The organism is Rummeliibacillus sp. TYF005 (assembly GCF_003844195.1).
GTDB lineage: Bacteria > Bacillota > Bacilli > Bacillales_A > Planococcaceae > Rummeliibacillus.
Window position 1 is genome coordinate 1 of sequence record NZ_ML122623.1, and the last position, 3,758, is coordinate 3,758.

The following is a 3,758-nucleotide window of genomic DNA, read 5'->3' on the forward strand; positions in this document are numbered from 1 at the left end:
TAGATTACGTTCATGCTGGGCGCACCAAAAAGACCTTTAATCATGATGATTAAAGGTCCTTTTTGTCACTTTATTTACTTATTTTAAACCAAGTGCTTTTGAAGTTTCGGCATGTAGTTTGTTGAATAATTCTGGGTTTTCAACAAGTTTTGTACCATATGATGGAATCATTTCTTTAATCTTTGGTTCCCATTCTTTCATATATTGAGGGAAACATTTAGTGATTACGTCAAGCATTACTTTAACAGCTGTAGAAGCACCTGGAGATGCGCCTAGTAATGCAGCAACTGAACCATCAGCACCAGTGATTACTTCAGTACCAAATTGTAGAGTACCTTTACCACCAGCTTCAGTATCTTTGATAACTTGTACACGTTGACCAGCTACAACGATATCCCAATCTTCGCCTTTAGCGTTTGGAATGAAGTCGCGTAGTTCTTCAATACGTTGATCTTTAGATAGCATCAATTGTTGAACTAAGTATTTTGTTAAATCTAAGTTTTTAGCACCTGCTGCTAGCATAGTGAAAACATTGTTTGGTTTTACAGAACCTAATAAGTCCATGTTAGAACCTGTTTTTAAGAACTTAGGAGAGAAACCAGCGAATGGTCCGAATAATAATGATTTTTTACCATCAATGTAACGAGTATCAAGGTGAGGTACAGACATTGGTGGTGCACCAACTGCTGCTTTACCATATACTTTTGCATGGTGTTGATCAATAACTTCTTGGTTGTTACATACTAAGAATAGACCACTTACAGGGAATCCACCGACATGTTTGCTTTCTGGAATACCTGTTTTTTGAAGTAATGGTAGACTTCCGCCGCCAGCACCGATAAATAGGAATTTCGCTGTATTATATTGTAATTTACCATCAGCACTTTTAACTTTTACTTCCCATGAACCATCGCTTGTACGTTTGATGTTTTCAACAGTATGATTGTAGTTAACTTCTACACCTTGTCTTTGTAGGTGGTCAAATAACATACGTGTTAAATTACCAAAGTTAACATCTGAACCAGATTCAATTTTAGTAGCTGCAATCGGAGTATCTGATGTACGTCCATCCATAATAAGTGGAATCCATTTTTTCAATGTTTCTTTATCATCAGAGAATTCCATTCCTTGGAACAAAGGAATTTTTGAAAGCGCTTCAAAACGTTTTTTTAAGAATTCGACATTTTTTTCACCTTGCACCAAACTCATATGAGGAATAGGCATGATAAATTTTTGTGGATCTTTGATTAATTTTTTGTTTACTAAATGAGACCAAAATTGTCTTGAAACTTGGAATTGTTCATTGACATTAATCGCTTTTTTAGTATCGATTGTGCCATCTGGTCTTTCAGGAGTATAGTTAAGTTCGCAAAGTGCAGAGTGTCCAGTTCCCGCATTGTTCCATTCGTTAGAACTTTCTTCACCTGGTTTGTCAAGTTTTTCAAACACTTTAATGTTCCATTCTGGTACTAATTCTTTTAGGAGTGTTCCCAAAGTCGCACTCATGATTCCGGCACCAATTAAGATAACGTCTGTTTTAGTTTGACTGCTCATGTTTACCTTCCTTATTCTGTATATTTGCAGAAAAGTGCAAGCGCTAATACATGAAAATAAGCAAAGCGCACCTTGTCATACACCTTTTCTGTATCATTTACAACCTGTCCATAGTGTATCACAATTATTTATAAAATAAAATATCTTATATATATATCATACTTATAAGATATCCTAGTTTCTTCTATTGTATAAAAATTTCATATTAGATGGATATAATGTAATTTTCCGTAATTCTATATATCTTTAGAAGAACTGTTTAGATAGTATTTAAGGCCTGCTAACTGTTTTATAAACTTGCATCATATTTATTATAATTACGACCTTCTACAAAATTCTTTTTTAAGTATCGTTTTATGCATAATAAGCACTTCTGTAATCATTTTACATAGACTAAATTACAACTATAGATTTAAACTCTTTTACAGAAAGGAATGGCTATGGTAAATTTCAAAAATTTTCGTGGGACAGTCTCGCAGATAAATGATTTTGCAAGTGGTCAAAATGGAGAAGGTTGTTTTAAGATAATGTCCGTTCAGGATGAGTTAGGTAACATTGTAAATTTCATCGTGTCACCTACTACTTATTTTTCGAATTATGAAATTGTAAATGTTGGAGATGTGATTACTGGATATTATGATGGAGATGCGCCAGCACCATTGATATTTCCTCCGCAGTATCAAGCGCTTATTATTGTAAAAGAACACAGTTATCAAAATGTCAAAGTTGATTTTTTCAACGGTCAATTGGTCAGCAGTGACGGTCAATTAAAACTGAATCTTACAGCTAATACACCCATTATGTTAACAAATGGGCAAACATTTTCGAGTTTTCCAGGAAATCGAAATCTTATTGTGACATACGGACCTACTACGAGAAGTATTCCTGCACAAACTACTCCATATAAAATAATCGTTTGGTGTTAAATAATTTTTTCAGAACATTTAGCATGAAAAGATAACGCTTGGTTATTGTTAAAAATACCCCCGTAAGTTTTTAACCAACGGGGGGAAATCTTATTCTTTTTGAAATTCACTTAATTGTTGCTTTACTTGTTTAAGTTGTTTTTTATTTTGCTCAACTATATCTAAATGCTCTCCAAATTCTTCTGCAGTTTGAATAGCCTTTTCTGCATGTGATATTTGATCGAAAATATGTTCAACTGCAATTTCTTCATAGTGTGACCTCGCTGATTGCACCATACGCAGCGCCTTTTCAACTGAGTTACTTGATAAAGTGCAAGGATGATCTTTTTTCCAACTTATATCTGAATGCTTCGCCAAATTTGTCACTTTCCCTTCTGACAATTAAATAAATAATTTAGGGATAGTATTACAAATTTTTCAGATAATATGCGTGGAATTCCGTTTTTGATAACGAACGAGTTAAGTTTTCGAGCTTTAACAGGGGCCCATTTCAAGAAACTTTAAAGAATGGATCTTGTTCTTGTTTTAATCCATATTCATAAAAAATTTGTGTTAATGTTTCTTTAGATTCTTCAGAAGTTACAATACAACTTACGGTAAAAAGACTTTCCTTTAAAATCAATTCATAACCATTATTTACTTCTTTAGAAAATCCATAATACTTATGATTAATATCGATTGGGACAAAATGAAATGAATTTATATTTTTCCATGCTATAAAACGACTTCCACTCAACACGCCGTCTTCAACAATCGCAAATAAGTTAAATAAATTATGTGAATTTGCTAAAGGAAGTAATAATAAAAGATAAAGCGCTCCATCTAATTCTACATAAAAGACTACCCAAATAAGGATGCTAATCACCGCCAAAAGCACTAAAGAATAAATGATAATCTCTAATTTTTGTTTAGAGTAGGATGGTAGATTTATTGGTTTTTGGGGATATTTTTGAATAGTTGTAGACTCTTCATCTATTTTAGGAAACAAAACCTCTTTCTTCATCTTGAACAAAAGTTGGATAAATTTATAGACATGGTATCCTATAAATATAGAAACAAATAAATCTAATATAAGCTTCAAGTTGATAATTCTCCTTTATTTTTGAAAAGTACTAATATTTTATATACTTTAGCCAACAATTTTTAGTTTTATTCTTTAAATGATGAAAAATATTTTTTGTTTATCGTATAAAGTGCAGATTGAAGAGTTAAAGGAGCTAATGCATGAGTAAGATAAAAAGTAAAAAGGCTCTATACTAAATGTGGTGGTGTGGTCAA

The 3,758-nt window shown here is 32.6% G+C and carries 4 protein-coding genes; 1 reads left to right on the forward strand and 3 read right to left on the reverse strand.

The annotated features are described in order from the left end of the window. Positions 1-78 precede the first annotated feature (78 nt). Positions 79-1,584, reverse strand: coding sequence for a malate:quinone oxidoreductase (locus tag CW357_RS17765; protein ID WP_256386336.1), 1,506 nt, complete (start codon positions 1,582-1,584; stop codon positions 79-81). A gap of 410 nt (positions 1,585-1,994) precedes the next feature. Between CW357_RS17765 and CW357_RS17770 the strand changes: the two genes are divergently transcribed. Next, positions 1,995-2,480 carry a hypothetical protein gene (locus tag CW357_RS17770; RefSeq protein ID WP_119414948.1) on the forward strand — a complete coding sequence of 162 codons (486 nt, stop codon included), beginning with the start codon at positions 1,995-1,997 and terminating at the stop codon, positions 2,478-2,480. Between the two features lie 90 nt (positions 2,481-2,570). On the opposite strand, the gene CW357_RS17775 is transcribed toward CW357_RS17770, so the two are convergent. Continuing rightward, positions 2,571-2,846: a hypothetical protein gene (locus CW357_RS17775; protein ID WP_367269450.1), complete on the reverse strand. Its 276-nt coding sequence runs from the start codon at positions 2,844-2,846 to the stop codon at positions 2,571-2,573. Between the two features lie 124 nt (positions 2,847-2,970). Next, positions 2,971-3,561, reverse strand: coding sequence for a hypothetical protein (locus CW357_RS17780; RefSeq protein WP_119414947.1), 591 nt, complete (start codon positions 3,559-3,561; stop codon positions 2,971-2,973). Positions 3,562-3,758: the final 197 nt, after the last annotated feature.